1 protein-coding gene is annotated in these 1,085 nt (G+C 70.5%); it reads left to right on the top strand.

Annotated elements, in window-relative coordinates; translation table 11 throughout:
• On the top strand, positions 1 to 1,085 hold a 1,085-nt coding region (locus AC1D15_RS33765), incomplete at both ends, for a cache domain-containing protein (protein WP_477829498.1).

The raw sequence follows: 1,085 nt of genomic DNA, 5'->3' as shown, positions 1-1,085 counted from the left end.
CAGCTCGACAACGCGCTGGCCACCGTCGCGTTGCGCGTGCGCGCCCTCGACGCCACCCATGCCGACGGCCGTGCCGAGATCGAGCAGAGCCTCGCCGAGCAGCGCTCGCTGCTGCCGCAGGTCGATTCGATCCGCATCGCCGATGAACCCGGCATCGTCAGCTTCGGCCTGCCTGCAGGCACGGCGGCGGTCAGCATCGCCGACCGCGACTACTTCCTCGAAGCGAAGTCGCACGAGGGGATGGTGGTCTCCGAGCCGGTGCAGAGCCGCATCAGCCGCAAATGGGGCATCGCCGTGGCCCGCCAACTGCGCCGCGCCGACGGATCGTTTGCCGGCGTGGTCTACACGAGCCTGCCCAGCGAGCACTTCATCGACCGGTTCAAGCGCATCGGGCTGGGCAGCGCGGGCGCCGTGTCGCTGCGATCGGGCGGGCTGAAGCTGATCGCGCGCTACTCGGTGATCGACGGCGCGCAGGAGAAGAACCTGGGCACCGTGGTGGTCTCCGCCGAGATGATGCGCCGCCTCGCGACCGGCCCGGAGCGCGGCTCGTACCTGACCCCGACCGCGCTCGACGGCATCGAGCGCTATACCGCGTACCAGCGCATTCCCGGCTCGTCGTTCCGGGTGTTCGTCGGACTCGGCACCAGCGACTTCCTCGCGGGCTGGCGGCGCGAGGCGGGCCAGATGGCGGCACTGCTCGCGATCGCGATCGCGACCATCGCCGGCTTCTCCGCGCTGCTGTTCGTGCAGCAACGGCGCCAGGTGATCGCACGCCGCGAGATCGCGCGGTTGGCCCAGGAGCAGAGCGTGATGCTCGACAACGAGGTCGTCGGCATGGTGAAGCTGAAGGATCGCGTCGCGCTCTGGAAGAACCGCGCGCTGGACCGGATCTTCGGCTACGAGCCGCACGAGCTGGTCGGCGCGCCGGCGCGGCTGCTCTACCTCGACGACGACTCCTTCGACGACATCGGCCGCCGCGCCTACCCGATGCTGCAGGCCCGCGGCCGCTTCCGGGCGCAGCTGCGCATGCGCCACAAGCAGGGCCATGCGATCTGGATCGACCTGAGCGGCGCGGCGGTGTCGGC

It is taken from the genome of Rhizobacter sp. P2_H2 (assembly GCF_056403375.1).
Note: the sequence above shows the minus strand (reverse complement) of the source record. Positions and strands in the feature narration are given on the sequence as shown.